Source organism: Nocardia thraciensis (assembly GCF_054782435.1).
In genome coordinates, this window is sequence record NZ_BAAGSM010000030.1 from 17,720 (window position 1) to 36,774 (window position 19,055).

The 19,055-nt window shown below is 70.4% G+C and carries 17 protein-coding genes; 10 read left to right on the forward strand and 7 right to left on the reverse strand.

Annotation, left to right across the window (positions count from 1 at the left end; genetic code table 11):
* Positions 1-82 precede the first annotated feature (82 nt).
* Positions 83-307 carry a DUF3618 domain-containing protein gene (locus ACYVLQ_RS20215; protein WP_460699068.1) on the forward strand — a complete coding sequence of 75 codons (225 nt, stop codon included), beginning with the start codon at positions 83-85 and terminating at the stop codon, positions 305-307.
* Positions 308-371: 64 nt separating this feature from the next.
* Here the strand turns inward: ACYVLQ_RS20215 and ACYVLQ_RS20220 are convergent, their stop codons facing one another.
* Together ACYVLQ_RS20220 and ACYVLQ_RS20225 are read right to left on the reverse strand one after the other, a co-directional pair.
* Positions 372-683, reverse strand: a complete 312-nt coding sequence (locus ACYVLQ_RS20220; protein ID WP_280263303.1) for an excalibur calcium-binding domain-containing protein — start codon at positions 681-683, stop codon at positions 372-374.
* A gap of 138 nt (positions 684-821) precedes the next feature.
* A complete protein-coding gene (locus ACYVLQ_RS20225; RefSeq protein WP_460699069.1) occupies positions 822-1,799 on the reverse strand; it encodes a pirin family protein in 978 nt (325 codons plus the stop codon).
* Between the two features lie 59 nt (positions 1,800-1,858).
* Here ACYVLQ_RS20225 and ACYVLQ_RS20230 point away from each other — a divergent pair, with 59 nt between their 5' ends.
* On the forward strand, positions 1,859-2,326 hold the full coding sequence (locus ACYVLQ_RS20230) for a MarR family winged helix-turn-helix transcriptional regulator (protein WP_460699070.1): 468 nt from the start codon (positions 1,859-1,861) through the stop codon (positions 2,324-2,326).
* 97 nt (positions 2,327-2,423) lie between these two features.
* Here the strand turns inward: ACYVLQ_RS20230 and ACYVLQ_RS20235 are convergent, their stop codons facing one another.
* The 3 genes from ACYVLQ_RS20235 to ACYVLQ_RS20245 all read right to left on the reverse strand — a co-directional run bounded on the left by ACYVLQ_RS20235 (position 2,424) and on the right by ACYVLQ_RS20245 (position 4,593).
* Positions 2,424-3,464 (reverse strand): crotonase/enoyl-CoA hydratase family protein, encoded by a 1,041-nt coding sequence (locus ACYVLQ_RS20235; protein ID WP_460699071.1) that lies wholly within the window; start codon positions 3,462-3,464, stop codon positions 2,424-2,426.
* A gap of 33 nt (positions 3,465-3,497) precedes the next feature.
* Complete coding sequence (locus ACYVLQ_RS20240) at positions 3,498-3,821, reverse strand: hypothetical protein (protein WP_460699072.1); 324 nt, start codon at positions 3,819-3,821, stop codon at positions 3,498-3,500.
* A gap of 124 nt (positions 3,822-3,945) precedes the next feature.
* Positions 3,946-4,593 carry a TetR/AcrR family transcriptional regulator gene (locus tag ACYVLQ_RS20245; protein WP_460699073.1) on the reverse strand — a complete coding sequence of 216 codons (648 nt, stop codon included), beginning with the start codon at positions 4,591-4,593 and terminating at the stop codon, positions 3,946-3,948.
* A 272-nt stretch (positions 4,594-4,865) separates the two neighbouring features.
* On the opposite strand from ACYVLQ_RS20245, the gene ACYVLQ_RS20250 reads away from it, so the two are divergent.
* The 4 genes from ACYVLQ_RS20250 (at position 4,866) to ACYVLQ_RS20265 (ending at position 11,760) form a co-directional block, all read left to right on the forward strand.
* Entirely contained in the window at positions 4,866-6,407 is a 1,542-nt protein-coding gene (locus tag ACYVLQ_RS20250) for a DEAD/DEAH box helicase (protein WP_460699074.1), read from the forward strand.
* 234 nt (positions 6,408-6,641) lie between these two features.
* Positions 6,642-8,066: an alpha/beta hydrolase family protein gene (locus tag ACYVLQ_RS20255; protein WP_460699075.1), complete on the forward strand. Its 1,425-nt coding sequence runs from the start codon at positions 6,642-6,644 to the stop codon at positions 8,064-8,066.
* Between the two features lie 47 nt (positions 8,067-8,113).
* Positions 8,114-9,631, forward strand: a complete 1,518-nt coding sequence (locus tag ACYVLQ_RS20260; protein WP_460699076.1) for a cytochrome P450 family protein — start codon at positions 8,114-8,116, stop codon at positions 9,629-9,631.
* Between the two features lie 47 nt (positions 9,632-9,678).
* On the forward strand, positions 9,679-11,760 hold the full coding sequence (locus tag ACYVLQ_RS20265) for a 1-acyl-sn-glycerol-3-phosphate acyltransferase (protein WP_460699077.1): 2,082 nt from the start codon (positions 9,679-9,681) through the stop codon (positions 11,758-11,760).
* Between the two features lie 17 nt (positions 11,761-11,777).
* Here ACYVLQ_RS20265 and ACYVLQ_RS20270 read toward each other — a convergent pair whose 3' ends face one another.
* Positions 11,778-12,131, reverse strand: a complete 354-nt coding sequence (locus tag ACYVLQ_RS20270; protein WP_460699078.1) for a DoxX family protein — start codon at positions 12,129-12,131, stop codon at positions 11,778-11,780.
* 124 nt (positions 12,132-12,255) lie between these two features.
* On the opposite strand from ACYVLQ_RS20270, the gene ACYVLQ_RS20275 reads away from it, so the two are divergent.
* The gene (locus ACYVLQ_RS20275; protein WP_460699079.1) at positions 12,256-13,140 is read left to right on the forward strand and encodes a sigma-70 family RNA polymerase sigma factor; all 885 of its coding nucleotides are present in this window, start codon (positions 12,256-12,258) and stop codon (positions 13,138-13,140) included.
* A 13-nt stretch (positions 13,141-13,153) separates the two neighbouring features.
* On the opposite strand, the gene ACYVLQ_RS20280 is transcribed toward ACYVLQ_RS20275, so the two are convergent.
* Entirely contained in the window at positions 13,154-14,515 is a 1,362-nt protein-coding gene (locus ACYVLQ_RS20280) for an NAD(P)/FAD-dependent oxidoreductase (protein WP_460699080.1), read from the reverse strand.
* Between the two features lie 152 nt (positions 14,516-14,667).
* Between ACYVLQ_RS20280 and ACYVLQ_RS20285 the strand changes: the two genes are divergently transcribed.
* From ACYVLQ_RS20285 to ACYVLQ_RS20295, 3 genes are all read left to right on the forward strand, one after another.
* Positions 14,668-15,606 (forward strand): hypothetical protein, encoded by a 939-nt coding sequence (locus ACYVLQ_RS20285; protein ID WP_460699081.1) that lies wholly within the window; start codon positions 14,668-14,670, stop codon positions 15,604-15,606.
* A gap of 396 nt (positions 15,607-16,002) precedes the next feature.
* Positions 16,003-17,415: a hypothetical protein gene (locus ACYVLQ_RS20290; RefSeq protein WP_460699082.1), complete on the forward strand. Its 1,413-nt coding sequence runs from the start codon at positions 16,003-16,005 to the stop codon at positions 17,413-17,415.
* Positions 17,412-19,025, forward strand: coding sequence for a WXG100 family type VII secretion target (locus ACYVLQ_RS20295; RefSeq protein WP_460699083.1), 1,614 nt, complete (start codon positions 17,412-17,414; stop codon positions 19,023-19,025). The genes ACYVLQ_RS20290 and ACYVLQ_RS20295 overlap by 4 nt, the downstream gene beginning before the upstream one ends.
* Positions 19,026-19,055 lie beyond the last annotated feature (30 nt).

Genomic DNA, 19,055 nt, shown 5'->3' on the forward strand with positions numbered 1-19,055 from the left:
ATCGGCGATCACCACCGGGCGGCGGATAGACTCGACCACTAGCGACGCACGCCGACCGACGACAGAACTTCAGGAGATGAACGTGGCGAAGGATACCGAGAGCATCGAGCGGGAGATCGAAGCCGCGCGCAATCGGCTCGCGAACACACTCGACGAACTCGCGGTGCGGGCCGATCCGCAGCGGATCGCCGACAACACCAAGCATGCCGTGGTCGCGAAGATCAACGAGCCGAAGGTGAAGTACAGCCTGATCGGCGGCGGCGTGCTGATCCTGCTGCTGGTGCTGCTGCGGATCTTCCGCCGCTGAGCGCGCAGACGAGAACACCCGGTGTGGCGTTGTGCCGCACCGGGTGTCGCTGTTTCTGGGCCGATCAGACGGTCGGGCAGGCCATTCCGGTGCCGTCGGGGTCCAGGTGGGGGGAGTAGCCCGGCTCGCCGCGGAACAGCGGCGCGCGGCCGGCGGCGCGGGCCTCGTCGCAGTTCTTGAAGGTGCCGCCCGCCGAACCGGTCTGAGCGAGACCGGCCGAGCCGGTGGCTCCGATGGCGTCATCGATGCCCGAGGAGCCGGTTCCGGCCGAGCCGGAGGGGACGTAATCCGCGTGAGCAGGTGCGGAGAGGGTGATCGGGGCTGCGAGGGTGATCAGTCCCGCGCCGGCGGTCACGATTAGCCTGCGAACGTTCATGTATTCCTCGATGTCTACTGGGTTGACTACGGAGGTCCGGGCCGCACTCCCCGCGGTGGCAGGGCCGGGACACGCGGAGTCTACTGTTCTGTTGCCCGGCCCCGTTGTCAACTGGGCGGCCGAGAGCCGCGCACGGCCCTACTCGCCCAGGCGCTTTCCGGACAGGTGTTCGGCGGGGACGCGACCCATCCGACCGGCGTTGAAATCCTCGATGGCCTCGATGATTTCGTGCCGGGAGTTCATCACGAACGGGCCGTACTGCACGACGGGCTCGCGGATCGGCTCGCCGCCGAGCAGCAGCACCTCCATGTCACCGGAGGGTGTGTGCTGACGGTCGTCGGCGGTCACGGTGATCGCGTCGCCCGGACCGAACACCGCGAGTTGCCCCTCGCCCAGCGGGCGGCCCTCCGCACCGGCGCTGCCGCTGCCCGAGAGTACGTAGGCCATCGCCGAGAACCGTTGCCGCCACGGGATTTCCAGCCGTCCGCCGGGGCTGACGGAGGCGTGCGCGTAGGCGATCGGCGTGTAGGTCGACCCCGGACCGGCGAACCCGCCGATCTCCCCGGCGATGATGCGCAGCAGCGCACCGCCGTCGTGCGAACTCACCAGCGTCAGCTCGCTCGCCCGCAGGTCCTGATAGCGCGGCGGCGCCATCTTCCGCGCCCGCGGCAGGTTCACCCACAGCTGGATGCCGTGGAACAGCCCGCCGGAGATCACCAGGTCCTCGGCCGGGAGTTCGTCGTGCAGGATGCCGGACCCGGCCGTCATCCACTGCGTGTCGCCCTCGCTGATGACCCCGCCGCCGTCGTTGGAGTCGTGGTGCACCATGGTGCCGTCGAGCATGTAGGTGACGGTCTCGAAGCCGCGGTGCGGATGCCACGGCGCGCCCTTGGCCTCGTACGGCTCGTAGGCCACCGGGCCCATCTGATCGAGCAGGATGAACGGGTCGGCGGAGCGCAGGTCGACGCTCGGGAACGGGCGGCGCACCTCGAACCCCGCGCCTTCGCGCTGGGAGTGGGCGGTGCTGACGGAGCGGACCGGCCGCTGCCGCGCGGTGTCGTCGGGGCGGGACAGTCGGGGCAGAACCAGGATGTTGTCGACGGTGACGGCGGGCATCGGAGCCTCCTCGGATGGTTGGTGTCCATGTCAACCAAATCCCGGCTAGGATCATTCCCATGGTGCGATGGCTCGACGAACAGGAGCAGGCGACCTGGTCGGCCTTCATTCGGATGCGGCAGCGGCTGGACGCGGCGATGGCCGCCGGGCTGGCCCGCGACGGGTTGTCGATGTCCGACTACGAGATCCTGGTAGCGCTGTCGGCGGCGCCGGGCGGCTGCCTGCGGGCCAAGGAACTGGCCGCGGAGATCTGCTGGGATAAGAGCAGGCTCTCGAAGCACCTGGCGCGCATGGACAAGCGGGGCCTGGTCGCGCGCACCCCGGCGGCCGACGATGCGCGCGGAATTCTGGTGCGGCTCACGGGTACGGGCCGCCGGGCGCTGGAACAGGCCGCCCCCCACCACGTGGAGCTGGTGCGGCGCTTGTTCATCGATGACATGACCGAGGACGAGGCCAAGGCCGTGCGGTCCCTGGCGGCCAGGGTGGTCGTGGCGGCTGAACGAAGCACGGATATCGATCCCGGCTGACCCTCCGAATTTCCGACATGCTCTTGGGCGGAATCCACCCCGCCATCATGGATCCCGGCCAAGAACGCGCCGGGAAAGCGGAGTGTGCGGGCCTATCCTATTCCGTTGTCTCCGAACCTTTCTCGAAGCGGGCTCGCTTCCAATCCCCGAACGGCTCGTCTCGTTCGCGGACGGCCTCGCGGAAACCGGCGGTGGCGGAGCGCAATTGGAACGCGTAGCCCTCGCGGGTGTGTCGGGAGACACCGTCGAACACGGTGCTGACCATGCCCGAATTCGCCACACCCTGCGCCAGCAGCGAGCTGTTGAGCGCGAGCTTGGCCATGATCAGCTGGTTGATCGGAACCTGCGAAATGCGGTGCAGCAGTTCCTCGGTGCGGTCGTCGAGCTCGGCCGCGGCACAGGATTCGACGGCGAGCCCCCACTCCACCGCCTGCTTGCCGGTGAGGCAGTCGCCGGTGAACAGCAAGCGCTTGGCGCGCTGGTCGCCGAGCCGGTGCGCCCACATGCCCGCGGCGGGGATGCCCCACACCCGCGTCGGCGGATAGCCGATCTTGGTGTCGTCGGCGCAGATGATCTGGTCGGCGAACAGCGCGATATCGGTGCCACCGGCGATCGCGAAGCCGTGCAGCTTCGCCACCGTCGGCTTGTTCGCGTGCAGCAGACTGGAGAAGCCGCGGTTGAACCGGCTCATCATCTGGTAGTCGACCATGGGATCCCAAGTGCCCCAGGGATTGTGATTGGCGGCCTGGACCGCCGGGTCGAGTACGGTGCCCGCGGTGGGCTGCGCCGACGCCGTGGGACTGAAACCGCCCTCAGCGAAGATCGACAGGTCGTAGCCGCCGCAGAAGCCCTTGCCGCGCCCGGCTACCACCATGACGTGCACCCGCGGGTCCAGGTCCGCGCGCTCGACGGCGTGCGCCAGCTCGATCGGAGTGTCCGCGGTGATCGCGTTGCCGCGCTCGGGCCGGTCGAAGGTGATTCGCGCGATGCGCCCGGTCACCTCGTAAGTCAGTGTGCGATAGGCGATATCGGCGTCCGGGGCGGGGCGCCCGGCGAACGGCGAATCGCCGCCGGCGGTCGCGTCCTCGCGCCACGCCGCCGGGCGGGTGCCGGAATGGTGCTCGTAGTCGGGGGCCACAGCAAGAAGTGAACCCCTATTCATTTCTTGCTGTCAAGAGTCCCGGGTCCACGGCCGGACCGGAGGCTTCACCCAGAGGATCTTCTCGTCGAGGTGCTCGCGGCGGGCCGCCGGATGATCCGGGTTGCGGGCGGCCCAGCCGTCCTTCTCATCCAGCAGCCGCCCGACCAGTGCCCAGGTCTCGTCGGTGCTCGGCGGGTTGGTGTCCGCGGCGCGGGCGAGCTTGCGCCTGGTGGGGGCGGCCAGGGCCAGCAGTTCGGAACCGGTGATGCCGCGCTGCCAGGCGTAGGCGGCCAGCCGTCGAGCCTTCTCGGCGCGGCCCTTCGAGGCGTGGTCGGTATGTGCGTAATCGGGCATGGGAGGACTCGTGTATCGCGCGGGGGTGGCGTCGAGCCTAACGGTTCACCATGCCTCGGGCCGCACCCTGCCGGGGTCACCATCTTGGCATCCGGCGGTCGCCGAGGGTCGATAGCCAGGCGGCTCAGGCGATTCCGCCGCGGACGAACGCCGTGAGCTCCGCGCAGATGTCGTCGATGGTGAGGGCATGCTCCGCGTCCCGGTCGGCGCGGGCGAGCTCCTGCGCCAGCGAGTTCACCGCCCCGATGACCGCGATGGCGAACAGGCTGTAGTCGCGCGGCCGGGCGGCCCCGCGCAGCACCGCTCGCTCGGCCTCGCTCCGCAGCAGGGCGCCCATCCGCATGCGCCATCCCTCGCGCCAGCGCTCGACGGCGTCGCTGACCCCGACCACCTCGATGTAGCAGACCCGCGCGGACTGTGGCGTCCGGCAGGTCACGGCGAGGTAGGCCCGGAAGCCGCGGGCGATCCGCTCGGCGATGGGAAGTTCCGCGGTCTCGGCGAGGCTGGCCAGCGCGGCCGCGGCGGCCTGTTCGGTGATGTGATCGGCGAGGGCGACGAGCAGAGCCTCCTGACTGCCCATCTCCTCGTAGAAGCTGCGTGTGGAAATGCTTGCCGCAGAACATAATTGCTCGATACTCGTGGCTGCGAATCCCTGGTTTCCGTACAGGTCGAGCGCTGCCTGCAGCAATCGCGCCCGTCGTTGTCCGGCTCGCTCCTCGGCGGTGCGACCGCCGTAGTGGCGCCTGGCCTTGGCGCTGTCCTTCGTAGCCACTGGCGCGAGATTAATCGAGCGCCGAAGACCGGGTCAAACTGTGATGCGCACCACGTATGGCGCCAGGTTGTCCGACATCACGTACGGCCGACGACGGACGCTCGCCAACTCTGGGCTATGGTGGTGCATGGTGAGTAGCGATCTTGCTTACTCTGCTCCGTCGTGGATGTCTTCGTCTCGCGTCGGCCACCCAGCGGGCAACACCTTGCGGGCGAGAGCCCCGCACGCCGCTGCGGTTCAACCCTGATGCTCGAAAGGCACTCTGACCTCTCATGACGACTCGTTCACCGAGCCCTGCCACGACCTTCGCCGCCCTCGGCGTGCGCAAGCGGCTGGCCGACACCCTGACGGCGAACGGCATCACCGCGCCGTTCCCGATCCAGGCCGCCACCCTGCCCGACACCCTCGCGGGCCGCGATGTGCTGGCCCGGGGCAAGACCGGCAGCGGCAAGACGCTGGCCTTCTCCATCCCCATGGTCGACCGGCTGGCCGATGGCGGCCGCAGCCGACCGGGCCGTCCGGTCGGCCTGATCCTCGCCCCCACGCGCGAACTGGCGACGCAGATCGCCGCCACCCTCGAACCGCTGGCCGCCGCCGCGTCGCTGCAGGTCACGACGATCTTCGGCGGCGTGCCGCAGAACCGCCAGGCGCGGGCGCTGAAGGCGGGCGCCGATATCGTGGTCGCGTGCCCCGGACGCCTGGAAGACCTGATGAAGCAGGGGCTCGTCACGCTGGACGCGGTGCGGATCACCGTGCTCGACGAGGCGGACCACATGGCCGACCTCGGCTTCCTCCCCGGTGTGACCAGGATCCTCGCCGCGACTCCCGCGAACGGGCAGCGGCTGCTGTTCTCCGCCACCCTGGACAACGGCGTGAACAAGCTGGTCCAGCGATTCCTGCGGAATCCGTTGTCGCACAGCGTCGATGAGGCCACTTCTCCGGTTCCGGCCATGACCCACCACGTGTTCGAGATCGGGCAGGCCGACGCCAAACGCGATCTCGTGCACACCCTGGCGTCCGGCACCGGCCGCCGAATCCTGTTCATGCGCACCAAACATCACGCGCGCCGGCTCGCCAAGCAGTTGACCACGGCGGGGATTCCGGCGATCGATCTGCACGGCAACCTGTCGCAGGCGGCCCGCGACCGCAACCTGGCGGCCTTCACCGACGGCACCGCCCGGGTCCTCGTCGCCACCGACATCGCCGCCCGGGGCGTCCACGTCGACGACGTGGAACTGGTGGTTCATGTCGACCCGCCCGCCGAGCACAAGGCCTATCTGCACCGCTCGGGACGTACCGCCCGCGCTGGCAGTGCGGGGGACGTGGTCACCGTGGTGCTGCCCGATCAGCGCAAGGATGTGGCCGCGCTGCTGCGCAAGGCCGGTCTCGCCGTCACCCCGCAGCGGGTGACGGCGCAGTCGGCCGCGGTGACGGCGCTGGTCGGCGCCACCGCGCCGCTCGTCGCGCCCAGAACCCCTGCCGCCGCACCGACGTCCGAGCCGAAGAAGCAGGGTGCGCCAGGTCGCAGGGCGCGCGGCGCCGGTCGGACTCAGAACGCGTCGAGCACGCGGGTGCGGCAGGCGGGCGGCGACCGGCAGGGCGCCGAGCGCGGGTCGCGCGAGGGCGCATCGCAGCCGCGCGGGGGCCGCCGACAGCAGGCGGCGGGCGCCTCGAACGGTCGCACCGCGAACCGCGGCGACCAGCGCGCGCACGCCGCCGGTTCCGGCGGCAACCGCTCCCATGCCGGATCGGGTCGCGGCCGGGCCGTGCGTTCGCGGACGGCCGAGGCCTCCTCGCGGTCCGGCCGACGCTGATTCGTAGCAACAGCGGATAGGAATTGTGCCCGGCTTCGCCGGGCCTTTTCTTTGCGCCCGTTTCAGGTCTATCGACCGACTTATTCCAGGTTTCGTGAATATCCCTCGGATTAAATCGAATTGCGCCCTCATATCACTTCTGTCCGAACATTCTCACGTAGGGTAGCCGTCGAATAGCTAGCCCGATTCGCATCCATTCCGCTGGCACCACTCGTACCACCGAGAGGAGCAGCAATGACGACAGTTTCGACGCAGCGCGACATCGCGCGGGCCACCGCGGGCCCGGTGCCCGACGTCGTCGCCGAGCAGTGCGCCGCTCGGGCCGAACCCGATCCGCTCATGGCGGCGTCCGTGGCCCTCGCCGAGGCGGCGGTCGAGGCGCGGCGCGCGTCGGCGACGATCACCGCCGGGCTGGCGAGTCTGTGGTCGCCCGCATCCCTCGCCGATCCGGTCGCGGCGGGTCACGCCGCATTCGGTACGCTGCGCGCCCTGACCGTCGGTAACCTGGGCTATTCGCCGTGCGGCGGCGTGGTCGGCGGGGCGCTGCGGACGGCGGGGGTGCTGGCCCGGCGGCGGCCGCTCAGCGTGAGCCTGGCCGTCGATTCGTTCCGGGTCCGGCTGCAGGCCGCCACCGCGCAGAATCCCGATCTGGGCGCGCCGGACGTACAGAACCTGATCACGTCGATCACCGCCGCCAATCCGGTGGGCATGGTGCTCGCGCTGCGTTCCATGATCGGCCGCCTCGGCATCACCCGGGCGTTGACGGTGCTGGCGCCGGTGTCGATCGAACTGTTCGCCCTCGGCGGTTTGCTGGACGCCAACCCCTGGAACGACGACGTGGCGTGGGTGGTCCTGATGGGCGGCACGCCGCGCGCGGATCCCGTGGTCGGATTGCCGGTGAAGGTGCTGGCCATGGTGAATCGTGGCGAGGGCCGGGCGTATCGGGTAGAGCCCGACCGCATCCTGCGCGTGGCGATGCAGCGCAATCAGGCAAACGACATCGTCGACTACGTCAGCAACATCGCCGCCATGGGAAATCACGGACTGGTGCAGTTGCGGCGAATTCGGTGCCACGACAACGTCGTCCGCCATGTCGTGCTGCTGCCGGGCACCTCGTTCGCGCGATTGTCCAACGCGACGCCGCAGGATGTCGTCGGCTGTTTCGACAATCTGGTGCACACCGACACCACCTACACCCGCTCCGTGCGCAAGCTGCTGGCCGACGCCACCGTCCCGGAGGGCTCGGAGGTCATGCTCATCGGGCACAGCCTCGGGGGGATCACCGCGGTCAACCTCGCCTGCGATCCGGAGTTGGCCTCGACGTACCGGCTGACCCACGTGGTGACGGTCGGTTCGCCGATCGATAACAAGCGCACCGCCGACCCGGCGACGAAGGTGATCAGCCTGGTCAACGAGTACGACGTGATCCCCTGCCTGGACGGCCGCGGCCCGGCGTGCCCGGTGGAGGTCCCCACCACCTGGTCCGAATTCACCTGGCGCGACGAGACGTACGACTTCCCGCTCAGCCACGCGCCGCAGACCTACTCGGCGACCCTGCGCAGCATCGTTCCCGAGATCCGCGAGCAGACCAACGCCCTGATCGCGCCCTACGACGGCGACGTCGTGTCGGACTGGATATACGCCGTGCGCGACAAGTAGACCCCGTCGGTAGATCCCCGTCCACCCGCTCCGCGAAGGAGGCCGCGATGCCGAATCCACTGGGGGACTCCAGCTCCCGACGATTGCACGTTGTCGACCCGGACCCGGCCGAAGGGCTCGGGTCGCGCACGCCGCCGCCCGCGTCACCGCGGGAGACGGCGGCGTTCCTCGCCCTGACCACGGGACCGCGCCTGCCGCTGGGACCGCTGGCCTCGATGGCGCCGAGCACGCCGCGGCTCGCCCGCGCCTTTCTGAAACGTGTCGCCGCCGCCCACGACGGGGCGCCGGTCCGGATCCCCACTCCCGCGGGGCCGGTCGTGATGCCGTGCACGATGGATTCCGCCGCCGAGTTGGCCCGCGCGGTGCTGGACGGCGAGCCCGGCTCGCTGAAGGTGGCCGTATCCGCCGACGGTCGCCGCCAGATCCGGCATGCCTGCCCGCCGCACGCCTGGGACTGGACGCCCGCGCGCGACCACGTCCGGGCGCTGGCCGCGGCCGAGGCCGAACGACTGCTGCGGCAGCGTCGGTTCGACGACAGACTGCCCTGGCCGACCGTGATCGCCGGATGGGATCGGTTGTGCCGCCGCATCGTGCTCGGTGATCGGGCGGCTGGAGACGCACTGCTGCACAGGGATATTCGAGCCCGCTACCAGGCGCCGCTCACCGCGTTGGGGCAGGCCGAGCAGACGCTGAACCAGCGGATCGAACCGTATCTGCGGGCACCCGAGGCCGGGACACCGGCGGCCGTGGCCGACGCCGCCGCGACGGCCCAGGTGTCGGCGCACATGCTGTTGACGCTGACCAGGTCGCTGGACCGGGGCGCCCGGGCGCTGGCGCTGCGGGCCGCCGCCGGCGGTTCCGCCGCCGCGGCCGTGGCCGAATCGGGGCGGCTGTGGCCCGAGTGGTCGCACATGGTCTATGTCGTAGCCGCACCTTTCCGGTGGCGCGGGTTCGAATTCTCCTGCGGCGATTCGATTCTCGTTCCGGCCGCGTGGCTGCTGCGCGACGGCCGGGTATTCGGTGATCCGGACGGATATGTCCCGGACGGAGAGGACCGGCGCCGCGTGACCACCTTCCCGGCGGCGCGGGTGTGCGGCGGAACACCGAATTGTCCTGTCGAAGAGTTGGTCTCGGAAACTCTGACCGCGTTTCTCGAGGCGATCACCACGGCGACCGATCCTACCCTGGTCGTGCCCCGGGCACTGGCCGCGAATTGCCTTCCGGCCCAACTGGATACCGGCCGGATCCGCATCGAGTTCATCGCCCGCGACTCGCTTCCGCGCGACAGCGGCGTGCTGATGTTCGACACCGGGTCGGTCGAGGATCTGGTGATGCGCGGGAACCGCCCCGGTCGCTACGGCGAACTCGCCGCGGCGTCCGCGGCCCGGTTGCGCGACCACGCGCAGCGCCTGCGGGACTGCGCGGACGGGGTGGATCTCGCCGACGATCGCTTCCACGATGTCAGGTCGGCGTTGTTCGTCCAAGCCGAGCGCTGTGCGTGTGCGGCCGCGGATGTCGAGGCGGCGGCCCGGGGATTCGGCGCGACCTCGCGGGGCGGGCTATGACGGATCGCTCGGATTCCGCCATTATCCTTGGAGCACAACCTGATTCTGTGAACACGCCGTCGCGCGCGGCGCCGGTCGACCGTGCGGCGGGCGGTCTGTCGCTCCTGCTCGTCGGCGGCGGTCCCGTGGCCGAGGCCGTGGCCGAGCGCATGGCGCTGTCGTCCGAACTGCGGCGGCTGCTCCGCGTCCGGCACACCGACGACGGCGCACTGGGCCCGGCCACACGGCGGGAACGGCGGCGGGAGGCCGCGCACGAGCGGCTCGAGGTCGTCGGCGCAGACATCTCGTACCCGGCGTGGTCGGACCTGCTCGCCGAGGAGGACATCGGCGCGGTCGTCATGGTGCCGCCGACGGTGGGCTCCGAAAGGCGCAGTGTCGGTTCGGTGCTGGCCGCGATGCGATTGATGTCCGCGTGCCGCGGTGCCGCCGCGGTGCGCAAGATCGTCGTGGTCTCCGACGCCGCGGTGTACCCCTGCGGGCCGCTGTCACCGTCGTTCCTCGACGAAAAGCACCCGACGGCAACAGGTTCCACGAACGGCGGGGACGTGGCCGAGATAGAGCGGCTGGCCCAGCGAGCCGGGCGTTCGCGGCCCGATATCGAGGTCGCGGTCCTCCGGCTGGCGCCCGTGATCGGCCCGGGAACCGAGACCGTGCTGGCCCGCCTCCTTGCGGCCGCCGTTCCCCTGAAACCGGCCGGATACGACGCGCGCCTGCAATTGCTGCACATCGACGATGCGGCTGCCGCCGTCGCCCGGGCGTCGACCGGGGCCGCGGACGGTGTCTTCAATATCGCCGGCCCGGGCGTGGTGACGCTGAAACAGGTTGCGCTGCGCCAAGGTCGGCTGCCGGTCGCCGTCCCGCACGGCCTGCTGCCGCGGATCGCCGATCTGGCCGGTGTGGGCGCGGTGACGGCCGAGGATGTCGCGCTGCTGCGCTTCGGGCGCTGTCTCGATACCGCGCGGGCGCGCCGGGTGCTGGGTTTCACCCCGGTCTACGGGACACCGGCGGCGGTGGACGACCACATCCGCTCGAATCCGCCCGCCTGCGATCCCGCCGCGGCGGTGCTGCTGGACCTGCTCGGCGGCGGCGTCGCCCCCCGCCGTGCCGTCGATACGGTGGCGGTGCGGATGGGTCTGCCGAGCGCGACCGAGGCCCTGGAGCAGGCGGGCCGGATGGCGGATACCGCGGCGAGATTCGCCGGGCTGCCGGGCGTGCGCGCGGTGCTGCCGACGGCCGGCCGAATGGCGACCGCGGGCCGGGTGGCGGATACCGCCACGAAACGGGCCGGACTGCCGGGTGCGGCCGAAGTGGTGCGGCGGGTCGGCCGGTATTCCGGCACGCTCGCCGGACAACTCCGCAGGGAATACGACATCGACGAGTACGGATTCGATCGCGAGTTCCGGGATTCGTGCGAGAAGTGGTTCCTGAAACCGTTGTTCAAGGACTACCTCGGTCTGGAGACGGTCGGCATGGTCCATATTCCGGACGCGGGCCGCGCCATGATCGTGGCGAACCACTCCGGCACGTTCCCCCTCGACATGGTCGGCCTCGGCTATGCCGTCGGGCTGCTGCACCCGGCCCGCAGGACGGCGCGGGTGCTGGGCGGTGACCTGGTCGCCGCCGTGCCCTACATCGGCGACCTGCTGCACCGGATGGGTTGCGTACCGGCCTGTCACGACGACGCGTCGCGCCTGCTGGAGGCCGACGAGGTCGTGGTGGTGTGCCCGGAGGGCTACAAGGGCCTGGGCAAGCCGTATTCGCAGCGCTACCGGCTGCAGCGATTCGGGCGCGGCGGCTTCGTGAAGGCGGCGCTGCGCTCCGGCGCCCCGCTGATCCCGGCCGCGGTCTTCGGCGCCGAGGAGCTCTACCCGATGCTGTCGCAGGCCCGCCCGCTGGCGAAATTCCTCGGCCTGCCCTACTTTCCGATCACGCCGACCCTGCCCTGGCTCGGCCCGCTCGGCCTGATCCCGAGACGCTCCCGCCTCACCATCGAATTCGGCGAACCCATCCCCACCGCCCATCTCGGCCCCGACGCCGCCGACGACGCGGAAACCGTCCTGGAGATGTCGGACCGAATCCGCGACTGGATCCAGACCAGGTTGAACGAACGCCTGGCCGAGCGCGGGTGATTCGCCCGGCCGCACTTTCAGCCGAGCCGATAGGCGAGCGTGACGGCCAGGGTGATCACCGTCAATGCCAGGAATACCGAGACACGGCCCAGGGCGAAGTCGCCGACGCGCAGGTGCGCGATGACGGCCCCGATGAAGTACAGCACCAGCCCGGTCGCCGCCGCGATACCGAGCCCCGGGACGGCGAACCCGGCGACCAGTCCGAGCGCCCCGGCGCCCATCAGGGTGCCCAGCGCGAGCATCCAGGACTGTGGCACCCGGACCACCTCGGCCGCCGCGACCGGGATCGGGTGACGGACATAGTTCATCCAGCAGCCGACTCCGGCGGCCGTGGCGGTCACCAGCGTGCAGGTGGCGTACAGCGCGAACATGACACTCCTCGATTCCTCCCGAGTCGTCCGCCGCCGCGCCGCCTACGATGGGCGGCGCGCCGTCGGTACCCGGGTGATTGCTTCCGTCACCACTTCGACGGACCCAGGCGGAGAAAGGTGACGCGTGCACCAGCAGGAAATCTTGGCGCGGGACTTCGAGGCGCATCGCGACCATCTCCGGGCGGTCGCCCACCGGCTCCTGGGCGACGTCGACGACGCCGAGGACGCGGTGCAGGAGACCTGGATTCGCCTGGCCCGCAATGGTTCCCGAGATATCGACAACCTCGCCGCCTGGCTCACCACGGTGGTGTCCCGGATCTGCCTCGACATGCTGCGGACCCGGACCGCGCGCCGCGAGGACCCGACCGACCGGGTCGGTGAGATCGGTGACGCCGCCTACGACAGCGACCCCGAACACGAGGCGGTCCTGATCGACTCGGTCGGTCGGGCGTTGCTGGTGGTCCTGGACACGCTGAACCCGGACGAGCGCGTCGCCTTCGTCCTGCACGACCTGTTCGGAATCGCGTTCGTCGACATCGCCTCGGTCCTCGGTCGCGGCGCCGCCGCCACCAAGAAGCTCGCCAGTCGCGCGCGCCTGCGGGTCCGCGCTGCCGACGCCCTCCCGGCCGCGGAACTCGCCGTCCAGCGGGCCGTCGTCGACGCCTTCCTCGGCGCCGCCCGCGACGGCGACCTGCACGGACTGCTGAAGATTCTGGCGCCCGACGTGGTGCGCACCGCCGACCCCGCCGCGCTGCCCGCGGGTATGGCCACCGTCGTGCGCGGCGCCGCGGCCGTGGCCGAGGAAACCGTCCTCCTGCGCCGCCGCTCCGGTGTGGCCGCCCTCGCCCTCGTCGACGGTGCCGTCGGCATCGTCGTCGCCCCGCGCGGGCGCCTCCTGCTGGCCCTGCGCGTCACCGTCGCCGACGGCCGCATCACCGCCTACGAGGTCGTCGCCGACCCCATCCGGCTACGCGGGCTCGACCTCGCGGTACTCCCCGACACGGATTGACCCGCCCGCACCGTCAGTCCGTGTGGCAGAGTGCCTTCAGGGCCAGCGGGACATCCTCGGCGGGCAGGTAGCAGTCGGTCTGCTCGAAGCCGCCGATGGTGTGGGTGTCGTGGTCGCCGTAGCCGATGCGCAGGAAGTCGTCGCCGGTCACGCCGTGGACGGCCCAGTCGAAGGCCACGCGGGCGCGCGCGACCAGGGTCCGCAGTGCCATCAGGTGGTAGCCGCGGGTCACGAATTGCGCCGGGATGCCGCGCAACGGGATCTTCAACGGGCGCGCCACGGCATCCATGCCGCCAAGGTCCACGACCATGCCCAGATCGGTGTGCCGGTACGGCGTCCGCCGCCCGCCGCGCAGCTCCGTCACCAGGTTCTTGCCGAGATGGCGGCCCTGCCGCATGGCGTGCTGGGCGGTGGGCGCGCACACGGCGCCGTCGGCGGCGGTCAGGTCGGGCACCGCGGTCGCGTCGCCGCAGGCCCACACGCCGGAGAGGCCGGGCACGGTGAGGTCGGCGGCGGCGACGATGCGGCCCTTCGCGGTGGCGGCGCCCAGATGTCCCGCCAGCGGGCTGGGCGCGACGCCGGCGGTCCACACCACCGTGCGGGACGGGATGAACCGGCCGTCGGTGAGCGTGACACCGTGCGCGGTGACCTCCTTCGCCGAAGCGCCGCATACCAATTCGATGCCGCGGTCGGCGAGATTCTGTTTGGCCCGCTCGCCCAGTCGTTCCCCGAGTTCGGGCATGATCCGGTCGCCCCGGGTCACGAGATGCCAACGCACCATGCGGGATTCGGCCTCCGGGAAGAAGCGGCGCGCGGCCGCCCGGGTGACCTTGTTGAGCACCGCGGTGGTCTCGGTGCCCGCGTATCCGGCGCCGATGGTGACGAAATTGAGCCGCTCGCGGTCCAGGTCCTCCTCGCCGCGCATGGCCGCCACATCCAGCTGCTGCAGCACGTGGTCGCGCAGGTACATGGCCTCGGCGAGGGTCTTCATGCCGAATCCGTGGTCGTGCAGGCCCGGCACGTCGAGCACGCGGGTGATGCTGCCGGGGACCAGCACGAGATGGTCGTAGTCCAGGGCGCATTCCGTGCCCGCCGACCGGCGCACCACGACCTGTCGGGTCTTCGGATCCACCCCCACCGCCATCCCGGGCACCACCTCGGTGCGCCGCAGCACCCGCCGCAGCGACACCGAGATCGACCGCGGATTGAGCACACCCGAGGCGACCTGCGGCAGCAGCGGCAGGTAGAGCAGCCCGGCGTCCGGCGTGACGAGCTGGACGAACGCCTCCTCCGGCCGCAGGTGCCGCTCGAGGTAGCGAGCGCACTCGACACCGGCGAAACCACCGCCGATGACCACGATCTTCGCGGGATCCATGGCCTTCACCTTAGCCAGCGATGCCCGATTCGGTTGCGTTGAATACAACCGGAGTGGCCGCTACTTCGACATCGGCGTCCTCGCGGCCGCCGCGTACGGCGATACCGGCGTCGAACACCTGCGACTCCCGCGCGCACGCTCGCGACGCAACAGTGCGCAACAAGTTCCGGCGCGGTCGTGTAGTCGCAATGCCTGCCGAAGTTGTTGTCGTACGCTATGTTTCACGGGTGGGGGTTGGTTCGCTGTCGCAGGTCATACAGGCATTGCTCGACCGGATGCCGCCGGGTGCGTTGGTGGCACTGCGGATTCTCATCGGCGCGACACTGGCCGTGTTCACGGCGGTGTCGTTGCGGTTCGCCCCGAACTTCGGGCTGGTGCTCGTGGGTGGCTTGATTCTCGTGTGGGTGCTCACCGCGTCGGATGGCTTGGCGCTCGTGCCGATTCCACTGTTCGCGCTCTCGTTCGTGGCCCTGTTGGCGATCGGTTTTCCCCTGGGTGTCTGGGAGGGCGTCGATGACCCGCTCGACGGGGCTTATGTCATCTGGATCGTCTTGTTCGCGCTGTGTAGCACGGGGTTCTGCTGGATGCTCAAACAAGAGGATGGCCGCGCTCGGCGGCGCAGGTGGTACCAGGAGACCTATGTGCCCGCGGCCGCCGGGCGACCGCTCCCGGAGTCGGCATTCCGGCCGCTGCCCCCGCATCCCATCGGTGCGGTGCGGCAGGTGATGCTCAAACAGTGGACCTGGGCGGTCGTCCTCGCCTTTGTGGGCCTGGCGCCGTGGCTGCTGTTCATTTTCGGTATCGCGTTGTGGATGCGACAACGGTGGACCGCTCTCGCCGCAGCCGTCCTCGGGGGCTATATCGAGATCTCTCGCCTTGTCGAGAACGTGGAGGAAGACGGGTTCCTCACCCCGAACACGGCGATTGCCGTCATGGCGATGCTCTTGTCCGCGACCGCGTGGATCGAAGCCATGCGGCTGCCGCTATGGCCACGCCGCGCCTACCGGCGGGCCCGGGAAATCGGCGTGGCCGCCGAACCGGCAATCGCATGCAAGGACGGGATATTCGTGTACGCGCCGCCGACACCTTGACGCGCGGCCGCGCCCGCTGTAGACGATTGCCGCGCTGCCGGTCACCGCGCCGCCGGTCACCGCGCTGCGGCGGGATCGGTTGTCGGTGGGGTCGGCCTCCGCATGGTAGGAGACGTTCGGTGAAGTCGGTCATTGTGCTGGTCCGGCCGGTAACGAAGGGGCCGCGATCCGACAAAGAGGTCCGTATCGGTCGTATTGCCGGTCTTGTTGTTCCTGGCAAAGACTAGCTATTCACGCGTTACACGCAGCCCCGCCGAGCCCCGATAATCGGACGGCATTGGCGCAGCGCCCTCCACCGAACGGATCCAATCGTTGTCAATACCTCTTTGCATCGCATCGGGAACGGCGCAAACGTCATGTTGAGGGCCAACGACCGCGCTTATCCCGGAGGGTGGAGTGTCCGGAGGCAGTGACGCCGATTCCGCCGAACTGGTCACGCAGATCGTGGACGGGCTGGCCGAACTCGCGCCGGAGGGGTGGCAGCGACTCGAGGCGTCGTTCGCGATGACGGTCGTCTGTGAGTCGGCGTCGGTGCTGGCCGACGACGGCACGCGGTCGGTCCGGTGCAGGGTGTCCGACGGGGTGTGGGATGCGGTGCGCAGGCATCGTGTGCTGTCGGCCCGGTCCGGCGACGGCCCGTGGTGGCGACTGCTGGTGCGGGTGGCGGCCGACGGTGTGGAGGCTGTCCGGGACGACGGGATGGCTCCCTTCCCCGGCGAGCAGCTGTTCGATCCCGAGGCCTACCGCGCCGATCTCGAAAGCCATCCCCGCGAACGGCTCCCGGTGTGGCTGGCCGCGTACATCGGGCGCGCCGCTGTGCCGTCGAGACCGCCGCGGCAGGCCGCCGCGGAGTGCCGCGCGGACCGGAGCGCCGACGTGCGGGCGACGCCGGTCGACGACGAGTTGCCAGTTCTCTCGGCGCTGTGGGCTCGATGGGCGGTACTGGCGGCGGCTTTCGTGGCGGTCGGGTCGCGGCGAGGTCCGCGGGTGGGGGCGTCGACGGGGGTGTTCGAGAGTGCGGGCCACAGCGGTTCGACGCTGACCCAGCTGCCCGGCGACCGTGCGGTGTTGTCGGGCGGGGTCTGGAACGCATCGGTTCTGGATGCCGTCTACAACGCCGGCGCGGCGGCCCCGAAGTTCTATGCGGGCGCTCCGGAATGGGTGACGGACCCGGTGCTCAACCCCCGCGCGCTCACCGGTTTACTGTCGTTCTGCTACTGGTGGGAGGCGGGGCGGTGGTATCAGGGCGAGGGCGGCCCCATATCGGAAAACGCGACGGCCATACCGGCCGTGTGGACGGTCGGCACCGTGGTCGGCGTTGTCGGCAAGCTGGTGGCCGAGCGCGAGGGCGCGGTCGCGCGGGCCGCGAAGGAGCTGGTGCTCGCCGCACAGGCCGCCGCGGTGACCCGGACGGCCCTCACGCGCGTCTTCGGCCACGACGACCGAATGGATATCGACGGCGCCCTGTTCCAGTTTTCCGTCGCGGGGTTGGTCGCGAGCGAGCCGGACGGCATCACCGAGACCGATGCGGTCACGCGCGTCCGGCAGCACATTATCCGGCAGGGGTACGACACCACGGGGTACTCGCTGTCGAGCCTGCGCGCCGAACGGCTCGCCGTGGGCTGGGTGGTGCGCTCACCGGCGGCCGCCGGAGAGATAGCGCTGGATCGTGCGGTTTTCTACGTCGCCGATGACGGTGTGGTGGAACGGTCTACGTCGTCGGTGCCGTGGGCGGAGTTCGCGGTCGAGTTCGAGCGACGGTTCCGGCTCCGCCGGGGCGGCCTCGTCGCGCCGGAGGAGCCGGCGTGAGCGACGAGATTCGGGTGGATCCCGACACTCTGCGACACGACAGCGCGCGGATGGCCGAACTGGGCGACCGGGTCGGCCGGACCCATGCCGGGCTGCGGGACTGCCTGGCCGCTGCCGAGGGTTGTTGGGGCGATGACGATTTGGGCACGGCGTTCGCCGCGAATTTCGAGCCGCACGCCCATCAGTTGCTGGCCAATCTGCGGGCTATGGAGGAAAGCCTGCGAGACACGGCGCGGCAGGTCGCGAACGCCGCAGGCGACTTCGAGGCGCAGGATATCGGCGGCGCGAGCCACATCGGCCGGGCGGCCGACGAGCCGTCGGCCCCGCAGAACAGCGGGACGGGGACGCAGCCGACCTCGCCGTTCTCGCCCGCTTCGGCGCCGGCGCAGGAGAACGCTTCTGCCCCAATGGGTTCCGCACCAGCAGCCGATACATCTGCCGCGCAGTCGCCCCCGGCCGCCCCGGCTGTCCCGGGCGGCGCGACCACCCCACAGTCGATGTCGGGCGCGCAACCGGGTGCGCCCGGCCGATCGTCTTCGCAGACCGGTCCACCGGCGCCGAATGGTCCACAGTCACAGGAGCCTTCGAGGCAACCACCCGATCGGCAGGGCGGCGCGAACTCTACCGGGGATCCGAGCCGTCGGCCTCCTTCCACGGGTGCCTCGCCGCCCGTGGGTGTGTCGCCGCCCGCCACCGGGCGGGCCACATCTTCCGGCGCCGCCGCACCGAGCAAGGCGGGCGCGGCCGGGCGTGCGGCGACACCCGCACGCGGTGCCGGCGTCGATGTGAAACGGGAAACCCCTTGGACCGGGCCACCACCGAAAACGCCCCGCGGGCCCGCGTCCGCCGACCAGAATCCGTCGAGTCCGCAATCCGGGGCCCCGCCACGTTCCCCGAAAGAGGGCGAGGGCAAACGGGATCGACCTGCCGATGCCGAACGATCGGCCAGCAGATCCGGCGTCTCGCCGCTGTTTGTCTGGCTGGCACGATCGCTGTCCGACCGGCACGGCGTCACGGTCGTCGGGTTCGACCTGCCGGGGCTGCAGGAGTCCCCGGTGCGGCAGTTCGCGGCGGCCATCGATCGAGTGCTCACCGACTATCCGGCGATCGAACTCGATATCGTCGCGGTGGCGGAACTGGACGACGTCGCCGAGGGTGTGCGCTGGCGTAGCGAACCGGGCGACTTCGCCACGGTACGGTCGATCACCCTCGACCAGCGGGTCGCCCGCGAATCGAGCGACAGCGCCGGAACACCGGAGACCGGCGCCGATGCCGACGAGCCGGCCGTCTACGCGGCAACGGTAGGCGAACTCGGCCTGGCGCTGAACGGCGTCGGGGGTGACGTCGCCCGCCGGACGGCCCAACACACCCTGATCACCCAGTACATGCGGATGGCGGCGGGGCGATATACGACGCTGGCCGAACTGCTGCGTGGGTACCGGCGTTGGCGGGCGGAGTGGTCCGGCGCCGACACTGGTGGGACCGGGTTCGACCCGTGCCGAGCGCTGAGTGCTGCGTTCGCTGAGGTGGTGTTGCGTGGTGGCGGGGCGAGTCCGCAGGCGAGAGTGTTGTATACCGCGTTGGTCGACGCGGCTGTGTTGGCGAGGTAGGCGGCGGCTGTGGAGGAGTCGTTGTTGAAT